Genomic DNA, 22,741 nt, shown 5'->3' on the forward strand with positions numbered 1-22,741 from the left:
TGCGATACGGCGTGCCGGCTTCTGTGGAGGACTACTCGCCCTTCGGGGCCAGCTCACCGCCGGCGATGACGGTCGTGCTGGCGCGACGGCTGCGGCCACGGCCCTGGCCGGGCTCCTTCGGCGCCGGGAGAGCGTCGAGCACGGAGTCGAGCAGGAGTTCGGTCTCGTGGTCGAGCGAGCGCGACGCAGGCGCGACGACGGCGGGCTCGGGGAGGTCGAGGATCGGGAGCAGCGACTCGTTCGACGCGTCGGACGGCGCCTCGGCGGCCTCGGTCGCCTCCGCAGCCTCGGGGGCCGCATCCTGCGCCGGGGTCGCCTGCCCGTCAGTCGCCTGCTCGGCTGTCGTCGCCTCGGGCTGCTGCCGGTCGGCTCCGCCCCTGCCCTTGCGGCGGCGCTTCTTCGTCGCGGTCACCTCGGTCACGGTCACCTCGGTGACGCTGATCTCGGTGCCGGCGCCCTGCAGGTTCGCCTCGGCCGCCTTCGCCTCCTCCTCGTGGTGGATGGTCGATGCGGCGATCTTGGCCAGAGCGTTCTTGGCGTCGTCGGTGATGGCGTGGGTGCCGGTGTGAGCCGCGCCGTTGCCGCTGGCGTTCGTGCTCGGACCGGCGTTGCCGCTGTTCGAGCCGTTCCCGCCGCGACCGCGACGGCGATCGCTCTGGGGCTGCTGCTGCGGCTGACGGTGCTTCACGACGGGGTCGTGGTGTACGACGACGCCGCGGCCGGCGCAGACCTCGCAGGCCTCGCTGAAGGTCTCCAGCAGACCGAGGCCGAGCTTCTTTCGGGTCATCTGGACGAGACCGAGCGAGGTGACCTCGGCGACCTGGTGCTTCGTGCGGTCGCGGCTCAGGCACTCCACGAGCCGGCGCAGCACGAGGTCGCGGTTGGTCTCGAGCACCATGTCGATGAAGTCGACGACGATGATGCCGCCGATGTCACGCAACCGGAGCTGGCGGACGATCTCCTCCGCGGCCTCCAGGTTGTTCTTGGTGACCGTCTCCTCGAGGTTTCCGCCGGAACCGACGAACTTGCCGGTGTTGACGTCGACGACCGTCATGGCCTCGGTGCGGTCGATGACGAGCGACCCGCCGGACGGGAGCCACACCTTGCGCTCCAGCGCCTTCTCGATCTGCTCGGTGATGCGGAACTCGTCGAACGCGTCGCGCTCCCCCGTGTACGGCTCGACGCGGTCGAGCAGGTCGGGGGCGACCTGGCGCAGGTAGTTCTCGATGGTCTGGCGCGCCTCGTCGCCGGCGATCACGAGCTTCTGGAAGTCCTCGTTGAAGACGTCGCGGATGATCTTGATCAGCAGGTCCGGCTCGCTGTGCAGCAGGGCAGGCGCCTGCTGGCTCTCGACGCGCGTGCTGATGTCGGCCCACTGCGCGGTGAGTCGGTTGACGTCGAGCGTCAGCTGCTCCTCGGTGGCGCCCTCGGCGGCGGTTCGCACGATCACGCCGGCGTTCTCGGGCAGCACCTCCTTGAGGATCTTCTTGAGGCGCGAGCGCTCCGTGTCCGGGAGCTTGCGGCTGATGCCGTTCATGGATCCGCCGGGCACGTACACGAGGTAGCGGCCGGGCAGCGAGATCTGGCTGGTGAGGCGGGCGCCCTTGTGGCCGACCGGGTCCTTGGTGACCTGCACCAGGACGCGGTCGCCGGCCTTCAGCGCCAGCTCGATGCGGCGCGGCTGGTTGCCGGTCTCGACGGCATCCCAGTCGACCTCGCCGGAGTACAGGACGGCGTTGCGGCCGCGGCCGATGTCGACGAATGCCGCCTCCATGCTGGGCAGGACGTTCTGCACACGGCCGAGGTAGACGTTGCCGATGAGGGACGCCTCCTGCGAGCGGGCGACGTAGTGCTCGACGAGCACCTTGTCCTCGAGCACACCGATCTGGATGCGCCCGGCCTTCTCGCGGACGACCATCTGGCGGTCCACCGACTCACGGCGGGCCAGGAACTCGGCCTCGGTGATGACGGGACGGCGGCGGCCGGCGTCGCGGCCGTCGCGGCGGCGCTGCTTCTTCGCCTCCAGCCGGGTGGAGCCCTTGACCTTCTGCGGCTCGGTGATCAGCTCCGGCTCGCGCGGAGCGCGGACCTTGACGACCGTGTTCGCGGGGTCGTTGGCGCCCTCGCGGCCGGTCTCGCCGGCGCGGCGGCGCGAACGGCGGCGGACACCGGCGGCGGGCTCCTCCTCGTCGCTCTCGGCGAGCGGAGGCAGCGGCAGCGGGTCGGGTGCCTGGAAGAGCAGTGTGGTCGGCGGGAGGCCGGGCGCGGCGGCGGCCACGAGCGGAGGCTCGACCTCGCCGTGCTGATCGGGCAGAGCCGGAGGCTCGTGCGCCGCGACCGCCTGCGCCTCGAGAGTGGCGGGCGCAGCCTGCGCGGGCTCCGCTTCGGCCGCGGGTGTGACGCCGGCCTCAGGCGCGACGTCCGCCTCGGGCGTGCCGTCGTCCTCGGGCGTGCCCTCGCCCTCGGGCGACTCGGCGACCGGGATCTGCGGATCGGATGCGTCGGCATATCCCGCCTGCGGAGCCTTCCTCACCACGCGTCGCGTGCCGAAGAGCCCCTTGCGCTTCCGTCCTCCCGTCTCCGTCTCGTTGTTGTCCGTGTTGTCGATATTCTCGTTATCCACCATCGCTGGTGCACTCCTCGACCGGTGCGGTTCCCCGCTCCCCGGGTACTCTCCGTCGGGAGGCGGCGCGCGCGGCGCCTCCCTCAATCCTGTGCGGATGCCTCCGGGCTCGTGGCGCGGCCTGCATCCGGCTCTGTCATTCGCCGACCCTCACGGCCGGCATTTCAGCGGGCGCTCTGGGCGCCCTCAAGCCTTCTGTCGGTGCTCCCGGCCTCGGCCGGGACGACTGCTGCAACGATTATCGCACGCGTGCGGGTCGACGGGGTCCTCTGTCAGGGCGACACGCAGGTGCCATGCCATAATCCGAGGGTGTCAGCCAGTCCTGCCGAGGCCCCTTACCGCCGCCCGACCGCTCTCGCCGTCTTCCTCATCGTCGCCGGACTGATCGGCCTGTGGGCCGCCTTCATGCTGACGATCGACAAGTTCCATCTGCTGGAGGACCCCAACGCGCAGCTGTCCTGCAACTTCTCGGTGCTCGTCGGATGCGCCAAGAACCTGAACTCGTGGCAGGGGTCGCTCCTCGGCTTCCCGAACCCGCTCCTCGGGATCGGCGGCTGGACGGCGACCATCGCCGTCGGCGCCGGGCTGCTCGCCACGCGCGGCCGGTTCGCCCGCTGGTACTGGATCGCCTTCAACGTCGGCGTGCTGCTCGCCCTCGTGCTGGTGATCTTCCTGATCACCCAGTCGATCACCGTACTGAACGTGCTGTGCCCCTGGTGCATGGTCACCTGGCTGGTCACGATCCCGACGTTCTGGGCGGTGACCCTCTACAACCTCAAGGAGGGCAACATCCCGCTGCCGGAGCGGGCACGGGCGTTCTTCCGCACGCTCTACGGCTGGGTGCCCCTCATCACGATCGTCTGCTACGCGATCGTCGCGATCCTGGCGCAGATCCAGCTCGACTGGATCCACCGCGCGTTCATCTGATCCCTCCCAATCACATCCGGTCGCTCGCGCGTCTCCGCCGCCAAAACGGAGGACATCCCGCAGCCACCAGGCCGTGCCCTCCTCCGTCTTCCCACACCCACGGCGTGTCGCAACCCGTTCTCCTCCCCTTTCGTCAGGCGTGACGGCGGTCCGCAGGGAAACGTGTCAGCTCCCGAGACGGCGGGAATGCGGGAAAAGGGAGGCGTTCGGGGCCGACAGGACCCGAATATGGCGAAAAGGGAGGCGTTCCCGGCCGGGATGGCCGGGAACACCTCCCTTTCAAGCGGTGGACGGTGCGGCTCAGTCGAACCAGAGGGCCAGTTCGCGGGCGGCGGACTCGGGCGAGTCCGAGCCGTGCACGAGGTTCTGCTGCACCTTCAGGCCCCAGTCGCGGGCGAGGTCGCCGCGGATGGTCCCGGGGAGCGCCGTCGTCGGGTCGGTCGCGCCCGCGAGCGAGCGGAAGCCCTCGATGACGCGGTTGCCCGCCAGGCGGATGGCCACGATGGGGCCGGACTCCATGAACTCCACCAACGGCTCGTAGAACGGCTTGCCCTCGTGCTCGGCGTAGTGCTGCGCGAGGAGCTCGCGGTCGGCCTGCAGCATCCGGAGGTCGACGAGCGAGTAGCCCTTCGCCTCGATCCGGCGCAGGATCTCGCCCGTGAGGTTGCGGGCGACCCCGTCGGGCTTGATGAGGACGAGGGTCTCTTCGACGGCGCTGGTCATGGGTTCTCCGTTCCGTTGTCGGCCGCACGGGCGGCCGCCTGATTGTTTCGGTCGATGCGTGCGGCGGCGATCATGCAGTACGCCCACATGGCGGTGAAGATCGCGCCGACGATGAAGAAGGCGGGCACGAGGAAGCCGGCTGCCACGACGACGAGCTGCACGATCCATCCGAGGACCACGCCGACGGTGTTCCGGAGCAGGCCGATGGCGACGATCGTCAGCACGATGAGCGCCGCTCCCCCGCCCAGGGCCACCCACGCCGGGAGGGCGTGGAGCCCGAACAGCACGAGCGCGCCGAGGAAGACGACGAGCAGCTCGAAGCCGAGGACGATGGAGCCGAGCAGCTCGCGGAGCGAGCGCTGACGCCGCGGACGGCGAGCGGGGGCGTCCGTCACGTGGCCGCCTTCTTCCACTCCTGCTCCTCGGCGTACGCCATCGCCTGGCCGACCAGGACGATGCTGCCGGCGACCACGACCGCCCGGCGCGCCTCCTCGCCCGCCCAGTCGCGGGCCGCTTCGAGCGCGTCGATGGCGTCCGAGTAGACGATGGTCGCCTCGTCGCCGACCTCCTCGCGGACCAGCTCGCCGAAGTCGTCGGCGTCGCGGGCGCGCTCCGAGTCGGGGCGGGTGACGAAGAACTGCGTCGCCACCGGGGCGAGCGCGCGGATGACGCCGCGCGCATCCTTGTCGCCCAGGATGCCGACGACGAACGTGATCTCGTCGAAGTCGAAGTAGCGCCGCAGGGCCTCCGTGAGCGTCTCGGCGCCGGCCGGGTTGTGCGCGGCGTCGACGAGGATGCTCGGCTCGATGCCGATCAGCTGCAGGCGTCCGGGCGAGGTCGCCGTGGCAAACCCCTCCTCGACGAGGTCGGCTTTCAGCGGCTGACCGCCGCGGCCGAGGAACGTCTCGACCGCCGCGACCGCGACCGCGGCGTTCTGCGCCTGGTGGTCGCCGTAGAGCGGGAGGAAGACGTCCTCGTAGGTCGCGGCCCGGCCGCGCACGGTCACGAGCTGACCGCCGACGGCGACCTTGGTCGACGCCACGTCGAAGTCGCGCGGCTGCTCGGCGATGGTGGACTCCGTGAGCTCCGCCGCCTCACGCAGCACGCGGTCGGCCTCGGGGCTCTGCGCCGACGAGACGACGTCCGCGGACGGCTTCACGATGCCGGACTTGGTGCGTGCGATCTCTTCGACGGTGTCGCCGAGCGCCTTGGTGTGATCGAGCGCGATGGGCGTGAACACGGCGACCTGGCCGTCTCCCACGTTGGTCGAATCCCACTCGCCGCCCATGCCGACCTCGATGACGGCCACGTCGACCGGCGCGTCCGCGAACGCGGCGAAGGCCAACGCGGTCAGCGCCTCGAAGAACGTCAGCGGCGCCTTGCCCGCCTCGGTGAGCTCCGCATCCACGATCTCCAGGTAGGGGCTGATGTCCTCCCAGTTGCGCACCAGCGACTCGTCATCGATCGGCTGCCCGTCGATGACGATGCGCTCGTTGAACCGCACCAGGTGCGGGCTCGTCAGCAGGCCCGTGCGCAGCCCGTAGGCGCGCAGCAGGCTCTCCGCGATCCGGCTCGTGGACGTCTTCCCGTTCGTGCCGGTCACATGGATGATCGGGTACGCCCGCTGCGGATCGCCCAGCAGTTCCACCGCCCGGCGGGTGGCGTCGAGACGGCGCTCCGGCGCCCCCTCGCCGACCCGCGCGAGCAGGGCCTGGTAGACCTCGTCCGCGCGATCGCGGAACTCGTCGTCGTCGGTCACGATCCCTCCTCGATCCTGGTCACGCCCACGGTGAATGCGCCCGCGTTGGCGAACTGCCCTGCACCGAACTCCTGCTCGAACGCCGCTGTCTCGTCCGCGGTCTCGCTTCCCGCCGACGATGCTCCCGCGCCCGAGAGCTGTACGGCTAGAGCCAATGTCTCGGCCGCGATGTCCACGTCCGCGGCGAGGTCGAGGGCGCGCGCGTCGTCCTCGTGCTCGAACGAGAGGTCGAGGCGGATGCGGTCGCTCACATCCAGTCCGGCCGCCTTGCGGGTGTCCTGGACGGCACGGATGATGTCCCGGGCCAGGCCCTCGGCCTCCAGCTCTGCCGTGGTGGCGGTGTCGAGCAGCACGAAGCCCCCGCCCGCCAGCAGCGCGAGTGCGGACGCGTCGTCCCCGCTCGACGCGGTCTCGAGGACGAGGTCGTACTCCCCCTCGACCAGGTCGACGCCGCCGACCGTGACGACGCCGTCCGTCTCGGACCAGTCGCCGGCGCGCGCGGCCTGGATGACCTGCTGCACCTGCTTGCCGAGACGCGGGCCCGCCGCACGGGCGTTGACGGTCAGCTTGCTCGTGATGCCGTACCGCGCCGCGCTGTCGTCCTGCAGCTCGACGAGCTCGACCGTCTTCACGTTGAGCTCGTCGCGCAGGATGCCCTCGAACGGGCGCAGCGCCTCCGCGTTGTGGGCGACGACCGTCAGCGACGCGAGGGGCAGCCGCACGCGGCGCCCCGCCTGCTTGCGCAGCGACAGCGCGGTGGAGCTGATGGCACGGATGCGGTCCATCGCATCCACCAGGGCCTCGTCGGCCGGGAACTCGTCCGCCTCCGGCCAGTCGGTCAGGTGGATGCTGCGGCCGCCGGTCAGGTCCTTCCAGATCCGCTCGGTGACGAGCGGCAGGAGGGGCGCGGCGACACGCGTCAGCGTCTCGAGCACGGTGTAGAGGGTGTCGAACGCCTCCGAGCCCGAGCCGTCCGCCTCCACGCCCTGCCAGAACCGGTCGCGCGAGCGGCGCACGTACCAGTTGGTGAGCACGTCGGCGAAGTCGCGCAGCTTGGCGGCGGCGAGCGTCGAATCCAGCCCCTCCAGGTCGGCGGTCACGTCCTCGACCAGGTCGCGCAGCTTCGCCAGCAGGTAGCGGTCGAGCACGTCGGTGGACGTCGTGGAGCGCTTCGCCTCGTACCCGGTCGCGTTGGCGTACAGCGAGAAGAAGTACCAGGTGTTCCACAGCGGCAGCAGCACCTGGCGGACGCCCTCGCGGATGCCCTCCTCGGTGACGACCAGGTTCCCGCCGCGCAGCACGGGGCTCGACATGAGGAACCAGCGCATCGCATCCGAACCGTCGCGGTCGAACACCTCGTTGACGTCGGGATAGTTGCGCAGCGACTTCGACATCTTCTGCCCGTCGCTGCCCAGCACGATGCCGTGGCTGATGACATTCTTGAACGCCGGCCGGTCGAACAGTGCTGTCGCCAGCGTGTGCAGCAGGTAGAACCAGCCGCGGGTCTGCCCGATGTACTCGACGATGAAGTCGGCCGGGTTGTGGCTGTCGAACCAGTCGTGGTTCTCGAACGGGTAGTGCACCTGCGCGAACGGCATGGAGCCGGAGTCGAACCACACGTCGAGCACGTCCGGGATGCGGCGCATCGTCGAACGGCCCGTCGGGTCGTCGGGGTTCGGGCGCGTGAGGTCGTCGATGAACGGACGGTGCAGGTCCGGCTCCCCCGCGGCGTTCAGCGGAAGGCGGCCGAAGTCGCGCTGCAGCTCCTCGAGCGAGCCGTACACATCCACCCGCGGGTAGGCCGGGTCGTCGCTCTTCCACACCGGGATGGGCGAGCCGAAGTAGCGGTTGCGCGAGACGGACCAGTCGCGCGCACCGGCCAGCCACTTGCCGAACTGGCCGTCCTTGACGTTCTCGGGCACCCAGGTGATCTGCTGATTGAGCTCGCCCATCCGGTCGCGGAAGTCGGTGACCCGCACGAACCAGCTGGAGACGGCCTTGTAGATCAGTGGATTGCGGCAGCGCCAGCAGTGCGGGTACGAGTGCTCGTAACTCGCCTGGCGGAGCAGCCGTCCCTCCTCCTTCAGCATGCGGGTCAACGGCTTGTTCGCGTCGAAGACCTGCAGCCCTGCCACCTCCGGCACGTCCGGCAGGAAGCGGCCGCCGTCGTCCACCGAGATGATGACCGGGATGCCGGCCTTCTCGGTGACGCGCTGGTCGTCCTCGCCGTAGGCCGGAGCCTGGTGGACGATGCCGGTGCCGTCCTCGACGGTGACGTAGTCGTCGACCAGGATGCGCCACGCGTTCTGCGTGCCCCACTTCTCGGTGTCGGCGTAGAAGTCCCAGAGGCGGTCGTACTCGACGGACTCGAGCTCGGCACCGCGGACGGTGCCGGTGACAGCGGCCAGCGCGTCGGCGGGCGACTCGTAGCCGAGGTCTTTGGCGTAGTTGCCGACGAGGCTCTTCGCGAGCAGGTACCGGCCGCTCAGCACCTCCTGGTCGGGGTCGCCGGCGGAGTCGGCTGCGCCGAGAGGGCCAGAGGGCAGCACGGCGTACTCGATGTCGGGGCCGACCGCGAGGGCGAGGTTCGTGGGAAGCGTCCACGGCGTCGTCGTCCAGGCGAGAGCACGCACACCGGTCAGACCGAGCACCTCCGCCTTCTCGCCGACGAGCGGGAAGGTCACGGTGACGGTCTGGTCCTGACGCATCTTGTACACGTCGTCGTCCATCCGCAGTTCGTGGTTGGACAGCGGGGTCTGGTCGCGCCAGCAGTACGGGAGCACGCGGTAGCCCTCGTAGGCGAGGCCCTTCCCATGCAGCTGCTTGAACGCCCAGATCACCGACTCCATGTAGGTGGTGTCGAGCGTCTTGTAGTCGTTGTCGAAGTCGACCCAGCGCGCCTGGCGGGTGACGTACTCGCGCCACTCGCGGGTGTAGCGGAGCACCGAGTCCTTCGCCGCCTGGTTGAAGGCGGCGAGGCCCATCTCCTCGATCTGGCTCTTGTCGGTGATGCCGAGCTGCCGCTCCGCCTCCAGCTCGGCGGGGAGTCCGTGGGTGTCCCAGCCGAAGCGGCGCTCCACCTTCTTGCCGCGCATCGTCTGGAAACGCGGGAAGACGTCCTTCGCGTACCCGGTCAGCAGGTGGCCGTAGTGCGGGAGGCCGTTCGCGAACGGCGGACCGTCGTAGAAGACCCACTCCTCGGCGTCGTCGCGGTTGGCGATGGAGGCGCGGAAGGTCCCGTCCTGGTCCCAGAACTTCAGGACCTCGGTCTCGATCTCCGGGAAGACCGGGCTGGGGGTCACCTCGGGACGCTGTGCGTCGGGGCGCTGCTCGTCGGGACGCTGCGGCTCGCGGGCGTGCCCAGCGGCATCGGCGTCCGGCGTGGACTTGGGGTACGGCATCTCACTCCTGGCAGGTTCTCGTGCTGCACGAGGACGCCGGACGCTCGCACGCCCGCCGCGGTACCACCCCGCTTGCCCCACCCGCCGCCGGTGCCGGACGGAGCCTCTCATTCTTCGGCTGTGACGGGCCGGACCCGTTCGGTTCTAGTGAGCGCCGCTCGCGCGGTCGCCGTTCTTCCGAAGACTCGCCGGTGATGACCGGGTCGACGTCTGTGGATCCATTCTATCGGGTCGTGGAGGTCGCCGGGAGGACCTCGGCGAATCCCGCGCAGACCGGCTCGACGGCAGTGCGGACGAGCGGCGTCAGCGGGCCCCGGCGGACTCCACCGCGCGCCCACGCGGCGGCGGCCGAGACGGCCGCGCCGACGACGGCCGTGGCCGCGGCGCGCGGCAGCAGCGCGTCTCCCGGCAGGCGGGCGCGCGCCGCGAGGAATGCCTCCAGCCGCCGCACCAACGCGAGGAAGCGCGGCAGCGCGGACGCCTGCAGCTCCGCGTCCGTCCCCATCAGGTCGACCTGCGTGACGGCGAGCGGGAGGCGGCCGGGGCCGAACGCGTCGGCGAGGCGCGTGACCGCCTCGAGCACCGCATCCATCGGCGCCAGCTCGGGAGGCACGGAGGCGGCGGTCGCGTCGAACACCTCGAGCGCCTCATTCACCTCCAACCACAGCAGATCGCTCTTGGCGGAGAAGTAGTTGAAGAAGGTGGCGCGGCTGACACCGGCACGCCGGGCGATGTCGTCCACCGTGGTGCCCGCGTAGGTCTGCTCGAGGAAGAGCTCGGCCGCCGCCTCGGCCAGCATTCCGCGGGACGACGAGCGCGGGCGTCCGGAGCCGGACTGCCGCGGGGAATGCGCGAGCGCCATCCTGCGTTCCTCCTCGTGCCATTATTGGACCCGGTCCACATATTAATCGTTTCGAAGGACACCTGTGACTACCACCACCGCCCCCGTCCGCAGCGAGACCGATCGCCCCGGCATCACGCCGGGGACGGCACGCCGCGTCACCATCGCGTCGTTCGTCGGCACGGCGCTCGAGTCGTACGACTTCTACCTCTACGCGTACTTCGCCGCGTTCTTCGTGGGCCCGCTGTTCTTCGCGCCGCTCGGCGCCTTCGGCGGCACGCTCGCCGGATTCCTCGCCATCGCCGCCGGATTCGTGATCCGCCCGATCGGCGCCATCGTCTTCGGCAACCTCGGAGACAGGATCGGGCGCCGCCCGACGCTGCTCATCACCATCCTGCTGATGGGACTCAGCACCGGCCTCGTCGGCGTGCTGCCGACCTACGCGGCCGCCGGCTGGTTCGGCGCGGTCGCCATCGTGCTGCTGCGTCTCGTGCAGGGCTTCTCCGTCGGCGGCGAGTGGGGCGGATCGATCCTGCTCGCGACCGAGTACGCGAACCCGAAGCGTCGCGGCTTCTACGCCGCGCTCCCCCAGCTCGGCTCGCCGGTCGGCTCCATCCTGAGCGCCGTCGTCTTCATCGTGCTCACACTCAGCATGTCGACCGCAGACATCGCGGCCTGGGGATGGCGCATCCCCTTCCTGACGGCGTTCCCGCTGCTGCTCGTCTCGCTCTACCTCCGCTGGTCGATCGACGAGACCCCGGTGTTCCGCAAGCTGCTCGAGACCGGCACGCGCGACCGCTTCCCGGTGCTCGACGTCTTCCGCAAGGCCCCCTCCGGCTTCATCATCGGCGTCGGCGCGGCGGTCCTCGGCATCGGCTCGTACTCGCTCATGAACACCTACATGGTCGACTACGGCACCGCGGTCCTCGGCTTCAAGTACCAGGACCTGCTGGTCGCGACGACCATCGGCGGCCTGCTCCAGCTGGTCACCATCCCGCTGTTCGGCCTGTGGGCGACCCGGATCGGCTCGGCGAAGGTGGTCGCCATCGGCGCGATCGGGACGCTGCTCGTCGCCCTGCCGATGTACTTCCTGCTGCAGTCCGCGACGTTCGGCATCCTGGTCGCCAGCATGATCATCGGCGGCATCCTCCCCACCCTGTCGTGGGCCGGCCTCGGCGGGCTCATGTCGGACCTGTTCCCGAGCGAGGTGCGCTACAGCGGGCTCTCGGTCGCGTACAGCATCGCCGCGCTGGTCACCTCGTTCGTCCCCGCGCTGACCCTCGTCTTCGGCCAGGCGACCGGCAACGCGTGGTGGCACCCGGGCATCGTGCTCATCGTCATGTCGGCGATCACCCTGGTCGCCGCGGTGTTCGCCGCGCGCAGGAAGCCGATCATCGACGAGCTCTGAGGCTTTTCGGTACGGGTGTGGGATTCGGTAGTCTGGAAGGGATCTCACACTCAGGCACCTCGACGACACGGTGCCGCATATATCGAATCGGAGAACGCCCATGAGCGCGCAGAACGTTCCGGACAAGCCGGCACTCGAAGGCCTGGAGTCCAAGTGGGGTGACCGTTGGCAGGCCGACGGCACCTTCCGATTCGACAGGGAGGGCGCGCTCGCGGCCGACCGCGACGGCGTCTACTCGATCGACACCCCGCCGCCCACGGCCTCCGGCTCGCTGCACATCGGACACGTCTTCAGCTACACGCACACGGACGTCATCGCCCGGTTCCACCGCATGCGCGGCCAGAAGGTGTTCTACCCGATGGGCTGGGACGACAACGGCCTGCCCACCGAGCGCCGCGTCCAGAACTACTACGGCGTGCGCTGCGACCCGTCCCTCCCCTACGACGCCGACTTCCAGCCTCCGTTCGAGGGCGGCGACAACAAGAGCACCAAGGCCGCCGACCAGAAGCCGATCTCGCGCCGCAACTTCATCGAGCTGTGCGAGCGGCTGACGGAGGAGGACGAGAAGCAGTTCGAGGCGCTCTGGCGAACCCTCGGCCTGTCGGTGGACTGGTCGCAGACCTACCGCACCATCGGCCGCGAGGCGATCCAGACCTCCCAGCTGGCGTTCCTGCGCAACATCCAGCGCGGCGAGGCGTACCAGGCGCAGGCCCCGACGCTGTGGGACATCACCTTCCGCACGGCCGTCGCCCAGGCCGAGCTCGAAGACCGCGAGCAGCCCAGCGCGTACCACCGCGTCGCCTTCCACGGCGCCGACGGCCCGATCTGGATCGAGACGACCCGCCCGGAGCTGCTGCCCGCGTGCGTCGCGCTGGTCGCGCATCCCGACGACGAGCGCTACCAGCCGCTGTTCGGCACGACCGTCCGCACTCCCCTGTTCGACGTCGAGGTGCCGGTGGTCGCCCACCACCTCGCCCAGCCGGACAAGGGATCGGGCATCGCCATGATCTGCACCTTCGGCGACATCACCGACGTCACCTGGTGGCGCGAGCTCGACCTGCCGAACCGGGCGATCATCGGCTTCGACGGCCGCATCCTCCCCGAGCCGCCCGAGGTTATCACCTCGGACGCAGGACGCGCGGCGTACGCCGAGCTCGCCGGCAAGACCGTGTTCTCGGCGAAGCAGGCCGTCGTGGAGCTGCTGCGCGCGGCCGGCGACCTCGAGGGCGAGCCCAAGCCCATCCAGCACCCGGTGAAGTTCTTCGAGAAGGGCGACAAGCCGCTCGAGATCGTCTCCACCCGCCAGTGGTACGTGAAGAACGGAGCCCGCGACGAGGAGCTGCGTCAGCGGCTCATCGAGCTGGGACGCGAGATCGACTGGCACCCCGACTTCATGCGCGTGCGCTACGAGAACTGGGTCAACGGCCTGACCGGCGACTGGCTGATCTCGCGCCAGCGCTTCTTCGGCGTGCCGATCCCGGTGTGGTATCCGCTCGACGCCGACGGCAACCCGGTCTTCGACCAGCCGATCCTTCCGACCGAGGAGATGCTGCCCGTCGACCCGTCGTCCGACGCCGCCCCCGGCTACGACGAGTCGCAGCGCGGCCAGGCCGGCGGCTTCGTCGGCGAGCACGACGTGATGGACACGTGGATGACCTCCTCGCTCACCCCGCAGCTCGCGGGCGGCTGGATGCGCGACGACGAGCTCTTCAACGCCGTCTTCCCGTTCGACCTGCGGCCGCAGGGGCAGGACATCATCCGCACTTGGCTGTTCTCGACGCTGCTGCGCGCGAAGCTCGAAGCGGATGTCGCGCCGTGGCGGCACGCGGCGCTGTCCGGCTTCATCGTCGACCCCGACCGCAAGAAGATGTCCAAGTCGAAGGGCAACGTGGTGACGCCCGCCGACATCCTGGAACGTCACGGCTCCGACGCCGTGCGCTACTGGGCGGCCTCCAGCCGACTGGGCACGGACGCGGCCTTCGACCCGCAGAACCCGACGCAGATCAAGATCGGCCGCCGACTGGCGATCAAGCTGCTCAACGCAGCCAAGTTCATCCTGGGCTTCGACGCCCCGGCCTCGCTCGACCTCGACCTCGACCAGGTGACCAGCCCGCTCGACCGCAGCATGCTCTTCGCCCTGGCGGGTGTCGTGGCGGATGCGACGGCTGCCCTCGAGAACTACGAGCACGCACGCGCGCTGGAGATCACGGAGTCGTTCTTCTGGACGTTCTGCGACGACTACCTGGAGCTCGTCAAGGAGCGCGCATACGGCGAGGACAGCCCGGAGAAGACCTCGGCCATCGTCGCGCTGCAGGTCGCGCTGTCCACGTTCCTCCGGCTCCTCGCCCCGGTGCTGCCGTTCGCGGCGGAGGAGGCGTGGAGCTGGTTCCAGGACGGGTCGGTGCACGTCGCCGCGTGGCCGGAGGCCACCGAGGTGGCCCTCGACTGGAGCGCGGACCGCGAAGTCCTCGCGATCGTCGGACGGGCGCTTACGGGCATCCGCGGCGCCAAGACCGCCGCGAAGGCGTCCCAGCGCACGGCGGTCGACTCGGCCGTCATCGCCGGGCCCGCGGCCGAGATCGCCGCCGTGGAGTCCGCGGCGGGCGACCTGCGCTCGGTGGGCAAGATCGCCGACCTGCGGTTCGCCTCCGCCGATGAGCTGACGGTCAGCGATATCCTGCTCGCCCCGAACCCGAACGAGGAGGCACGATGACCGCGACCGTGAGACCGGTCCAGGACAACGAGTTCTTCACCTGGCTCGACCTGTACGCCGGCTACGGCGACTTCTACGAGAGTCCCGTGACCGACGAGAAGGCACTGCTGGTGTGGAGCTGGATCTCCGACCCGGACAACGAGCTGGAGGCGTACTTCGCCGTCGACGAGGAGGGCACCCCGATCGGGCTGGCGCACGTGCGCGAGTTCGTCCGCCCCCTCGACGGCAGCAAGGGCCTCTACCTCGACGACCTGTTCGTCTCCCCCGATGCGCGGGGTGCCGGAGCGGGCTCGGCGCTGCTGGATTCGCTGCGCGAGAGCGCCAAGGAGCGCGGGCTCTCGGTCGTGCGCTGGATCACCGCGAAGGACAACGAGACCGCCCGTCGCCTCTACGACAGGTTCGCTGAGAAGACCAAGTGGGTCACGTACGACCTCGTCCCCTGAACCCGACCGCGATATGGTCGGAGCACGCACCGGTGTCGCAACCGGGCGCGAAACGCGAACGGAGGAATCCATGTCGATCGAGGTTCGACCGGTCAAGGACGGCGATTTCTTCGCCTGGCTCGACGTGTACGCGAAGTACGCGGAGTTCTACGACACCGAGCTGACCGACCAGAAGGCGCTCGTCCTATGGTCGTGGCTCACCGATCCTGAGCACGAGGAGAACGGCTTGGTCGCCGTCGACGGCGACCGTATCGTCGGTCTCGCGAATGTGCGCGAGTTCGCCCGCCCGCTCGAAGGCGACCGCGGACTATTCCTGGACGACCTGTTCGTGGTCGAGGAGGAGCGGAGCAAGGGTGTCGGCGCTGCGCTCATCCAGCACGTCCGCTCCCTCGCCGAGGAGCGCGGGCTCGGAGTCGTGCAGTGGATCACGGCGCAGGACAACACGTCGGCGCAGCAGCTCTACGACCAGGTCGCCGAGCGCACCGCGTGGGTCACATACGAGATCGCCCTCGCCGGCGCCCGCGTCGACGCCGGGAACGCCTGATGCAGCTCGGGACCCGCTGGGCCGTCGGCGAGCAGCCGCCCGCATCCCTGCCGGAGGTCGTCGCGTACGCCGTGCAGACGGTCGAGGAAGAACTGGTCGCCACCGACGTCGAGACCACGGGCTGGAACTGGACGCTCACCTGGCTCGAATCCAAGCCGGTCGTCACGCTCGACGACGGCACCGAGATCCGCTACAACCCCGGCGAGGACTCGGCCACGATCACGCAGCCGGTCGAGGTGGATGCGTCGGACTACGACGAGGACGAGGCGTAGGCGCCCGTAGGGCGGGTTGCCTGCGTCGGAGGATCGGCCCCGAATCTCCGACGCACCGCGGTGCGGATGGAGCTTCGACGCCGGATCGCGCGTCCCTCCGACAGTAGGCGGCGGATCTCCGACGCTGGGCGGGCCACAGGCCGCGCGGGCGCGGTTGTGCGTCAGCGGGGCAGCTGCGGGAGCGTGCGGGCAGCGGCGTCGCGGGTGCGCTCGATGCGCGCGACCCGATCGTGGTCGTACGGCTCGCGCGCGAGCGGGCGGGCGCCCCACGCGGTGAGGGCGTGGCCGAGCCGGAGCGCGACGCGGTGGGTGAGCGGGCGGTAGACGGAGATGAGGACGGCAGTCATGACGGTTGTCCTTCCGGGATGGGTTCGGCGGCCGGCTCCTGCACGGAGGCCGACAGAATCAGACGGGACGCGATGAGCGTCACGACGACCACCACGCCGCCGCCGATGACGAACGGCAGCCGGAGGTCGATGCGGGCGACGAAGCCGCCCAGGACGGTGGCGATGGGGGTGAGACCCCAGCCGATGGTGCGGACGATGCCGAGGGCGCGGCCCAGCATCGCGTTCGGGATGATGGCCTGACGGATCGCACCCCACGGCACGTTCCAGACGGCCACCCCGAAGGCACCGATCGCGTACGCGACGACCCCGATGACGACGTTGCTGGTCAGGCCGACTCCGGCGAGACCGAAGCCGCTGAGCAGGATCGCCCAGAACATGACCCGGCCGCGGCCCCAGCGCTCGACGAACCGGCTGGAGATGAGAGCCCCGGCCAGCGCGCCGATCCCGACTCCGGCTTCCGCGACCCCGATCAGCGCCGCGGGGACGCCGAAGGTCTGCAGCAGGAGCAGCACGACGCTCCCCTGCGCGAACGCGAGAGCGGACGCCGTGGTCGAGGTGAGCAGGATCATCCAGCGCAGGAAGCGGTGCTCCCAGAGGAACCGCACGACCGCCGACAGGGGCGGAAGCACCGCCGCTGCGGCACCGGGTTCGGCGGACCGGTGCGCGTGGGCGGCGGCCGCCGGGATGCTGAGGGCCAGCAGTCCGGCGACGAGGAATCCGGCACCGGTCAGCCAGATCGGCAACGCGATGGCGACGGCGAACAGGAAGCCCGCGATCGGGGTCGCGATGAAGTTCTGGATGGTGATCTCGGCCGACTGCATCCGCCCGTTCGCGCGGTCGAGCTGGTCGCGGGTGACCAGGCTCGGCACGACCGTGGTGGTCGCGTTATCGAAGACGGTCTCCCCCAGCCCGAACGCGAGCACGCATACGTAGAGCAGCCAGATGGTCAGCGAGTCGGTGCTGACAAGCACGGCGAGCACGGCGGCGACGGCGAAGCGCAGCGAGTTCGCCACAGCCATGGCGACGCGGCGGTCGACGCGATCGAGAAGCATCCCCGCCGGGATGCCGAACAGCAACCAGGGCAGGAACGTCACCGCCGTGAGCCCGGCGATCAGCGCCGGGTCGCGGGTGAGGGTCGTCGCGATGAGCGGGACCGCCGTGCGGCCGAGGCCGTCGGCCAGGTTGCTGGCGATCGCCGACGTCCAGAGCCGGCCGAAGCCCGCTCCGAGCGGCGCACGCACCACGGTCGACATCAGCGGTCCTCCTGCTCCACGAGCGGGAACGCGTTGAACTGGATCTGGACACGCTTGCGGGTGGCGGGCAGCTCAACGTCGCCGTCGCCCTCCGCGCTCTTCCACTTCTCCTTGAGCCGTTCCTGCAGCGCGTAGTACTCGCGGCCGAACTCGGCGAGCTGTTCGAGGGTGAGCTCCTGGTGCGACGTGGAGAGCGTGCTCGCCTCCATCCAGTCGAAGCCGAAGGTGTCGAGGCCGCGCCGCAGGAAGCTGGCGAGACGCCGCTCGTTGTTCTGCTGCCAGCCGAGGGAGATCAGCTCGCTCGCCTCGCGGCCGGCGGGAGTACGCAACGTCTCCTCGCCACCGATGGTCACGCCGCCGGGGGCCATCCGCCACCAGCGCTCCCGCCCGGAGCCGCGCTCCGCGTCCTCGACGATGATGTCGTGCTTGGCGAGTTGGCGGAGGTGGTAGCTGGTGGACCCGCTCGACTCCCCCAGTCGCTCGGCCAGCATGCTGGCGGTCGCAGGACCGAAGTCGGACAGCTCGTTCATGATCTCGACCCGCAGCGGGTGCGCGAGCGCCCGCAGTGCCGCCATGCCGAGCGCCTCCTCGTGAGGCGAGCGCGCCCCACCGACGACTCCACCGGGCTTGACGGGCTGATCTTCGTTCGACATGACTGCGAGAGTAGCAATGCAAACGGTTCTTTGCAACAGTTTCTTTGCAATCTGTCTTTTGCAACGGATCCTTTGCCTACCGCCCCATGTTGTCTAGGCTGGGGCAATGTCCGATACCGCGAATCCCTTCCTCTCCCCGAGCACGCTCCCGTACCAGCTCCCCCCGTTCGCGGAGATCCGCGACGAGCACTACCGTCCGGCGTTCGAGCTGGGCTTCGAGGAGCAGCTCCGCGAGGTGGAAGCGATCCTGGCGAGTGACGAACCGGCGGACTTCGAGAACACGATGATCCCCCTGGAGCGCTCAGGCCAGACGCTCCTCCGCGTGGCCGAGGTGTTCTTCAACAAGAGCTCCTCCGACAGCACCGACTTCACGAACGCGCTGGAAGAGGAGATTGCCCCCCGGCTCGCCGCGCATCAGGACGCCATCCGGCTGAATCCGGCCCTGTACGCGCGCATCGCCGCCGTGCACGACCGTCTCGACGAGCTGGGGCTGGATGCCGAATCGCGCTACCTCGTCGAGCGCTACTACACCGAGTTCACCCTCGCGGGGGCCGGGCTGGACGACGCAGACAAGGAGCTCCTGCGCGATTACAACCAGCGTCTCTCCACCCTGACGACCCGGTTCGAGAAGAACCTGCTCGCCGACACCAACGAACTGGCCGTCGTCTTCGACAGCGCCGACGAGCTGGAGGGACTGGGCGAGGGCGAGCTGTCCGCCGCCGCCCAGGCGGCCGGCGAGCGGGGCCTCGACGGCAAGTACGTCGTGACCCTCGTGCTCCCCACCGGGCACCCGTGGCTGGCCGACCTGACGCGGCGCGAGTCGCGCGAACGCATCATGAGCGCCTCCCGCTCCCGCGGCATCCACGGGGGCGAGAACGACAACCGCGACCTCGTGCTCGAGATCACGCGCCTGCGCGCCGAGCGGGCGCGCCTGCTGGGCTTCGACACGCACGCCGCGTACGTCACCGCCGATGAGACGGCGCGCACCCCCGAAGCGGTCGCGGACATGCTCGACCGCCTGGCCCCGGCAGCCGCCCGCAACGCCCGTGCCGAGCAGGCGGACCTGCAGCGCCTCCTCGGCGACGGCGCGACGGTGGAGGCCTGGGATTGGGCGCACCTCACCGGCAAGGTGCGTGCCGAGAAGTTCGACGTCGACTTCGCTGCAATGCGCCCGTACTTCGAGGCGGAGCGCGTTCTGCACGACGGCGTGTTCTTCGCGGCGGAGCAGCTCTACGGCATCTCCTTCACCGAGCGTCCGGATCTCGTCGCCTACCACCCGGAGGCGCGCGTCTTCGAGGCGCACAACGAGGACGGCTCCGAGCTCGGGCTGTACATCCTCGACCTCTACACCCGCGACTCCAAGCGCGGCGGCGCGTGGATGAATCCCCTCGTCTCGCAGTCCGCTCTGCTGGGAACACCGACGGTCGTCGTGAACAACCTGAACGTGCCCAAGCCGGCGGCCGGTGAGCCGACCCTGCTCACCTACGACGAGACGAACACGCTGTTCCACGAATTCGGCCATGCTCTGCACGGCCTGTTCGCGCGCGTCACCTACCCCCGCTTCGCCGGCACGAACGTCTTCCGTGACTTCGTCGAGTTCCCCAGCCAGGTCAACGAAATGTGGATGCTGTGGCCGGAGGTGCTGGAGAACTACGCCGTCCACCACACGACGGGCGAGCGGATGCCGCAGGAGCTGGTCGACAAGCTGCACGCCGCCGAGTCGTTCAACGAAGGCTTCGCGACCAGCGAGTACCTGGCCGCGGCCCTGCTCGACCAGGCGTGGCACCGCATCACCGCGGACGACGCCGTCGCCGACGTCGCCGCCTTCGAGGCGGACGCGCTCCGGGAGGTCGGGCTGGACAACCCCGCCGTTCCTCCGCGCTACGCGAGCACCTACTTCGCGCACACCTTCTCGGGCGGCTACGACGCCGGGTACTACTCCTACATCTGGAGCGAGGTGCTCGACGCGGACACCGTGGAATGGTTCCGCGAGAACGGCGGGCTCACCCGCGCCAACGGCGACCGGTTCCGCTCCCGGCTGCTCGGGGTCGGCGGATCGAAGGATCCGCTGGAGGCCTACCGCGACTTCCGTGGCCGGGATGCGCGCATCGAGCCGCTGCTGAAGCGCCGCGGCCTCGACAGCTGACCCGTCGGGCGTCCCGGGCCCGCCGAATCCGGCCGGGCACGCCCGCTCGCTAGCCGAGGGGACGGGCACCCCCCTACTCTGAGCGCAAACGCGGAGGGAGTGGGGTATGACGGTCAGCCAGCCGGAGCTCGCGGCGCCGAGCGTGCGGCAGTTGCTGCTGCTCAGCATCCCGGCCGTCGTGGTGGGCGTGCTCAGCGGGCTCGCACTGTGGGTCGTGGATGAGCTGGGCGACCTGCTCGCGAAGGGTTACTGGACCTTACTGCCGAACGCTCTGGGGATCGACCCGTCGTCGGGATGGTGGATCTTCGCCGTCCTGACGTTCACCGGTCTTCTCGTCGGGCTCACGGTGTGGCTGATCCCGGGCCACGCCGGTCCCGACTCCGCCACCACCGAGCTGATCTCTCCCCCGCTCCGGCCGCTCGTCGTGCCGTCCTTGGCGCTGGCCGCGATCCTCGGGCTCGGCGGCGGCGTCAGTCTCGGCCCGGAGAACCCGATCATCGCCATCAACATCAGCCTTCTCGTGGCGCTGGTCGGACGGTTGTGGAAGGCGGTGCCGCCGCAACTGGTCGTGATGATGGCGGCGTCGGCGACCCTCGGCGCCCTGTTCGGGACCCCCGTCGCCGCAGCGCTGGCTTTCACCGGCATCGTCGCCTCCATCAAGGGCGGCGGCGCTCTGTGGGACAAGCTCTTCCTGCCGCTGGTGGCCGCCGCGGCCGGGTCGATCACCATGACGCTGCTCGCGCATCCCAGTTTCGCCATCCCGATGCCCGCGTACACCACGATCACCGGCTGGGACGTGCTCGCAGCTCTGGTGATCGGTGCGATCGCGACCGCGCTCGGACTCGTGGGGGCGTTTGCGTTCCCGGTCATCCACCGGTTCTTCCACGCCCTGCGGCACCCCGTGCTGATGACCGTGGCGGGCGCCGTGGTGCTCGGTGCGCTGGGAGCGCTCGGCGGACCGATCACGCTCTTCAAGGGTCTCGCCCAGATGGGCGAACTCGTGCAGAACCGGGCGGACTACAGCCCGGGCCAGCTCACCCTGATCGTGCTGGTGAAGCTGGCCGCGCTGCTCGTGGCTGCCAGCGCGGGGTTCCGCGGTGGGCGCGTGTTCCCCGCCGTGTTCATCGGAGCGGCCATTGGCACCCTGGCGGCGTCGCTGGTGCCCGGGGTGCCCCTCCAGGTCGCCGTGGGCGCGGGCGTCATGGGCATGACGCTGGCCGCGGCGCGCGACGGCTGGATCGCCATCTTCATCGGCGTGGCCGTGACGCAGAACATGCTGATCCTGCCGCTGCTCGCCCTGGCCATCCTGCCGGCGTGGCTGATGGTGACGAAGGCCCCGGAACTCCTGATTCCGGCGCCGGCGCTTACGCCGACTTCTCCTCGCGTCGCGGACGGTGAGGGACGATAGTCGGCGCTGCGTTCTCGAGCACCGCCTCCTTCGTCACGACCACGCGTGCCACCTCGGAGCTCGACGGCACCTCGAACATGATCGGCCCGAGCACCTCCTCCATGATGGCGCGGAGACCACGGGCACCGGTCTTGCGGAGCACCGCGAGGTCGGCGATCGCCTCGAGCGCAGCGGGATCGAACTCGAGTTGCACGCCGTCGAGCTCGAACATCCGCTGATACTGGCGGACCAGCGCGTTCTTCGGCTCGGTCAGGATCTGCATGAGTGCATCCTGGTCGAGCGGCGTCACCGTGGTCACGACCGGCAGGCGGCCGATGAACTCGGGGATGAGGCCGAACTTGTGCAGGTCTTCCGGGAGCACCTCGCTGAAGAGGTTGATGTCGTCGCCCTTGGAGTGCAGCGGGGCGCCGAAGCCGATGCCCTTCTTGCCCGCGCGAGACGAGATGATCTCCTCGAGCCCCGCGAAGGCGCCGGCCACGATGAACAGCACGTTCGTCGTGTCGATCTGGATGAACTCCTGGTGCGGGTGCTTGCGCCCGCCCTGCGGCGGGACCGAGGCGACCGTGCCCTCGAGGATCTTGAGCAGCGCCTGCTGCACGCCCTCACCCGATACGTCGCGCGTGATCGACGGGTTCTCGGCCTTGCGGGCGATCTTGTCGACCTCGTCGATGTAGATGATGCCCGTCTCTGCCCGCTTGACGTCGTAGTCGGCGGCCTGGATGAGCTTCAGAAGGATGTTCTCGACGTCTTCGCCGACGTAGCCGGCCTCCGTCAGCGCGGTGGCGTCGGCCACGGCGAACGGCACGTTCAGCCGGCGGGCCAGCGTCTGCGCGAGGTACGTCTTGCCGCAGCCGGTCGGGCCGATGAGCAGGATGTTGGACTTGGCGATCTCGACGTCATCCATCGAGTCGGCAGCCGTGATGGTCTGCTTGGCCCGGACGCGCTTGTAGTGGTTGTACACCGCCACGGCGAGGGCGCGCTTGGCCTGCTCCTGGCCGATGACGTACTCCTCGAGGAAACCGAAGATCTCCTTCGGCTTGGGCAGGTCGAACTCGCTCGACGCCTCTTCGCCTGCCTCGGCGAGCCGCTCCTCGATGATCTCGTTGCAGAGCTCGACGCACTCGTCGCAGATGTACACGCCAGGACCGGCGATGAGCTGCTGTACCTGCTTCTGGCTTTTGCCACAGAAGGAACACTTGAGCAGATCGGCGCTTTCCCCGATGCGTGCCATGCCCTCTCCCCACCTTGTCCGGGTCTCTTCCATCGAGCCTAACCCGTGC

Annotated in this window: 18 protein-coding genes; 8 read left to right on the forward strand and 10 right to left on the reverse strand. The window is 69.6% G+C overall.

Annotation, left to right across the window (positions count from 1 at the left end; all coding sequences use genetic code 11):
- Positions 1-31: 31 nt before the first annotated feature.
- Positions 32-2,626: an Rne/Rng family ribonuclease gene (locus QRN40_RS16635; protein ID WP_285117009.1), complete on the reverse strand. Its 2,595-nt coding sequence runs from the start codon at positions 2,624-2,626 to the stop codon at positions 32-34.
- Between the two features lie 306 nt (positions 2,627-2,932).
- On the opposite strand from QRN40_RS16635, the gene QRN40_RS16640 reads away from it, so the two are divergent.
- Entirely contained in the window at positions 2,933-3,550 is a 618-nt protein-coding gene (locus QRN40_RS16640) for a vitamin K epoxide reductase family protein (RefSeq protein WP_285117014.1), read from the forward strand.
- A 300-nt stretch (positions 3,551-3,850) separates the two neighbouring features.
- On the opposite strand, the gene ndk is transcribed toward QRN40_RS16640, so the two are convergent.
- The 5 genes from ndk to QRN40_RS16665 all read right to left on the reverse strand — a co-directional run bounded on the left by ndk (position 3,851) and on the right by QRN40_RS16665 (position 10,295).
- Positions 3,851-4,273, reverse strand: coding sequence for a nucleoside-diphosphate kinase (ndk, locus tag QRN40_RS16645; protein WP_285117015.1), 423 nt, complete (start codon positions 4,271-4,273; stop codon positions 3,851-3,853).
- A complete protein-coding gene (locus QRN40_RS16650) occupies positions 4,270-4,668 on the reverse strand; it encodes a DUF4233 domain-containing protein (RefSeq protein WP_285117016.1) in 399 nt (132 codons plus the stop codon). The genes ndk and QRN40_RS16650 overlap by 4 nt, the downstream gene beginning before the upstream one ends.
- Complete coding sequence (locus QRN40_RS16655; RefSeq protein WP_285117017.1) at positions 4,665-6,032, reverse strand: bifunctional folylpolyglutamate synthase/dihydrofolate synthase; 1,368 nt, start codon at positions 6,030-6,032, stop codon at positions 4,665-4,667. Before QRN40_RS16655 ends, QRN40_RS16650 begins: the two co-directional genes overlap by 4 nt.
- Positions 6,029-9,433, reverse strand: coding sequence for an isoleucine--tRNA ligase (gene ileS, locus QRN40_RS16660; protein ID WP_285117018.1), 3,405 nt, complete (start codon positions 9,431-9,433; stop codon positions 6,029-6,031). Before ileS ends, QRN40_RS16655 begins: the two co-directional genes overlap by 4 nt.
- A gap of 223 nt (positions 9,434-9,656) precedes the next feature.
- A complete protein-coding gene (locus tag QRN40_RS16665; protein ID WP_285117019.1) occupies positions 9,657-10,295 on the reverse strand; it encodes a TetR/AcrR family transcriptional regulator in 639 nt (212 codons plus the stop codon).
- Positions 10,296-10,359: 64 nt separating this feature from the next.
- Between QRN40_RS16665 and QRN40_RS16670 the strand changes: the two genes are divergently transcribed.
- The 5 genes from QRN40_RS16670 (at position 10,360) to QRN40_RS16690 (ending at position 15,654) form a co-directional block, all read left to right on the forward strand.
- Positions 10,360-11,682 carry an MFS transporter gene (locus QRN40_RS16670; RefSeq protein WP_285117020.1) on the forward strand — a complete coding sequence of 441 codons (1,323 nt, stop codon included), beginning with the start codon at positions 10,360-10,362 and terminating at the stop codon, positions 11,680-11,682.
- A 100-nt stretch (positions 11,683-11,782) separates the two neighbouring features.
- The gene (gene valS, locus QRN40_RS16675; RefSeq protein WP_285117021.1) at positions 11,783-14,395 is read left to right on the forward strand and encodes a valine--tRNA ligase; all 2,613 of its coding nucleotides are present in this window, start codon (positions 11,783-11,785) and stop codon (positions 14,393-14,395) included.
- Entirely contained in the window at positions 14,392-14,838 is a 447-nt protein-coding gene (locus QRN40_RS16680) for a GNAT family N-acetyltransferase (protein WP_285117022.1), read from the forward strand. The genes valS and QRN40_RS16680 overlap by 4 nt, the downstream gene beginning before the upstream one ends.
- A gap of 70 nt (positions 14,839-14,908) precedes the next feature.
- Positions 14,909-15,382: a GNAT family N-acetyltransferase gene (locus tag QRN40_RS16685; RefSeq protein ID WP_285117023.1), complete on the forward strand. Its 474-nt coding sequence runs from the start codon at positions 14,909-14,911 to the stop codon at positions 15,380-15,382.
- Complete coding sequence (locus QRN40_RS16690; protein WP_285117024.1) at positions 15,382-15,654, forward strand: hypothetical protein; 273 nt, start codon at positions 15,382-15,384, stop codon at positions 15,652-15,654. Before QRN40_RS16685 ends, QRN40_RS16690 begins: the two co-directional genes overlap by 1 nt.
- 161 nt (positions 15,655-15,815) lie before the next feature.
- On the opposite strand, the gene QRN40_RS16695 is transcribed toward QRN40_RS16690, so the two are convergent.
- Genes QRN40_RS16695 through QRN40_RS16705 form a run of 3 tightly spaced genes read right to left on the reverse strand, consistent with a single transcriptional unit; the run spans position 15,816 to position 17,907 of the window.
- On the reverse strand, positions 15,816-16,001 hold the full coding sequence (locus tag QRN40_RS16695; protein WP_285117025.1) for a hypothetical protein: 186 nt from the start codon (positions 15,999-16,001) through the stop codon (positions 15,816-15,818).
- Positions 15,998-17,254, reverse strand: a complete 1,257-nt coding sequence (locus QRN40_RS16700; RefSeq protein WP_285117026.1) for an MFS transporter — start codon at positions 17,252-17,254, stop codon at positions 15,998-16,000. The genes QRN40_RS16695 and QRN40_RS16700 overlap by 4 nt, the downstream gene beginning before the upstream one ends.
- Entirely contained in the window at positions 17,254-17,907 is a 654-nt protein-coding gene (locus tag QRN40_RS16705; RefSeq protein WP_285117028.1) for an ArsR/SmtB family transcription factor, read from the reverse strand. Before QRN40_RS16705 ends, QRN40_RS16700 begins: the two co-directional genes overlap by 1 nt.
- A gap of 106 nt (positions 17,908-18,013) precedes the next feature.
- Between QRN40_RS16705 and QRN40_RS16710 the strand changes: the two genes are divergently transcribed.
- On the forward strand, positions 18,014-20,053 hold the full coding sequence (locus QRN40_RS16710; protein WP_285117029.1) for a M3 family metallopeptidase: 2,040 nt from the start codon (positions 18,014-18,016) through the stop codon (positions 20,051-20,053).
- A gap of 106 nt (positions 20,054-20,159) precedes the next feature.
- Entirely contained in the window at positions 20,160-21,461 is a 1,302-nt protein-coding gene (locus tag QRN40_RS16715; RefSeq protein WP_285117030.1) for an ion channel protein, read from the forward strand.
- Here QRN40_RS16715 and clpX read toward each other — a convergent pair.
- Positions 21,418-22,692, reverse strand: a complete 1,275-nt coding sequence (clpX, locus tag QRN40_RS16720) for an ATP-dependent Clp protease ATP-binding subunit ClpX (RefSeq protein WP_285117031.1) — start codon at positions 22,690-22,692, stop codon at positions 21,418-21,420. The two genes, QRN40_RS16715 and clpX, sit on opposite strands and share 44 nt — an antisense overlap.
- Positions 22,693-22,741 lie beyond the last annotated feature (49 nt).

Source organism: Leifsonia sp. fls2-241-R2A-40a, assembly GCF_030209575.1.
GTDB lineage: Bacteria > Actinomycetota > Actinomycetes > Actinomycetales > Microbacteriaceae > Leifsonia.

Excerpts from the sequence above, each read along its gene's own strand:
- QRN40_RS16710 (WP_285117029.1), top strand. The coding sequence starts at position 18,014 with ATGTCCGATACCGCGAATCCCTTCCTCTCCCCGAGCACGCTCCCGTAC.
- QRN40_RS16715 (WP_285117030.1), top strand. The coding sequence starts at position 20,160 with ATGACGGTCAGCCAGCCGGAGCTCGCGGCGCCGAGCGTGCGGCAGTTG.
- QRN40_RS16690 (WP_285117024.1), top strand. The coding sequence starts at position 15,382 with ATGCAGCTCGGGACCCGCTGGGCCGTCGGCGAGCAGCCGCCCGCATCC.
- ndk (WP_285117015.1), bottom strand. The coding sequence starts at position 4,273 with ATGACCAGCGCCGTCGAAGAGACCCTCGTCCTCATCAAGCCCGACGGG.
- QRN40_RS16685 (WP_285117023.1), top strand. The coding sequence starts at position 14,909 with ATGTCGATCGAGGTTCGACCGGTCAAGGACGGCGATTTCTTCGCCTGG.
- QRN40_RS16705 (WP_285117028.1), bottom strand. The coding sequence starts at position 17,907 with ATGTCGAACGAAGATCAGCCCGTCAAGCCCGGTGGAGTCGTCGGTGGG.
- QRN40_RS16695 (WP_285117025.1), bottom strand. The coding sequence starts at position 16,001 with ATGACTGCCGTCCTCATCTCCGTCTACCGCCCGCTCACCCACCGCGTC.
- valS (WP_285117021.1), top strand. The coding sequence starts at position 11,783 with ATGAGCGCGCAGAACGTTCCGGACAAGCCGGCACTCGAAGGCCTGGAG.
- clpX (WP_285117031.1), bottom strand. The coding sequence starts at position 22,692 with ATGGCACGCATCGGGGAAAGCGCCGATCTGCTCAAGTGTTCCTTCTGT.
- QRN40_RS16680 (WP_285117022.1), top strand. The coding sequence starts at position 14,392 with ATGACCGCGACCGTGAGACCGGTCCAGGACAACGAGTTCTTCACCTGG.
- QRN40_RS16700 (WP_285117026.1), bottom strand. The coding sequence starts at position 17,254 with ATGTCGACCGTGGTGCGTGCGCCGCTCGGAGCGGGCTTCGGCCGGCTC.
- QRN40_RS16635 (WP_285117009.1), bottom strand. The coding sequence starts at position 2,626 with ATGGTGGATAACGAGAATATCGACAACACGGACAACAACGAGACGGAG.
- QRN40_RS16665 (WP_285117019.1), bottom strand. The coding sequence starts at position 10,295 with ATGGCGCTCGCGCATTCCCCGCGGCAGTCCGGCTCCGGACGCCCGCGC.
- ileS (WP_285117018.1), bottom strand. The coding sequence starts at position 9,433 with ATGCCGTACCCCAAGTCCACGCCGGACGCCGATGCCGCTGGGCACGCC.